Source organism: Paenibacillus montaniterrae (genome assembly GCF_018403185.1).
Lineage (GTDB): Bacteria > Bacillota > Bacilli > Paenibacillales > Paenibacillaceae > Pristimantibacillus > Pristimantibacillus montaniterrae.
In genome coordinates this window covers 1-255 of record NZ_BOSE01000058.1, presented here as the reverse complement: position 1 = coordinate 255, position 255 = coordinate 1, and the positions used below count along the sequence as shown (strand labels likewise).

The window sequence follows — 255 nt, the reverse complement described above, 5'->3', positions numbered from 1 at the left end:
GCCAAATGCTAGAGAAGAGCGGATACTCCAGCCCATTCTTACACACCGCTTGCAAGACAACCAGATTCATGCACCAGCCATAGGACTTGGTAGAGGCATCAAAAAGCCTGGACAGAAACGGCAGCTTCTTCGCAAATGGGTGCGCTATATGGGTGTCGTCCAGGTTAATCGAATCTCCTTCATGCAGAGCGGTATCGGGATCGGCTTGCAGTCGCTGGACACGCTTCTTGCCAAAGGAACGCCAGGCGAAAGGCG

1 protein-coding gene is annotated in these 255 nt (G+C 53.3%); it reads left to right on the top strand.

All coding sequences use genetic code 11. The annotated features are described in order from the left end of the window. Positions 1–49 precede the first annotated feature (49 nt). The coding region (locus KJS52_RS27145; protein WP_213520734.1) for a hypothetical protein at positions 50–255 on the top strand (206 nt) is incomplete at its 3' end.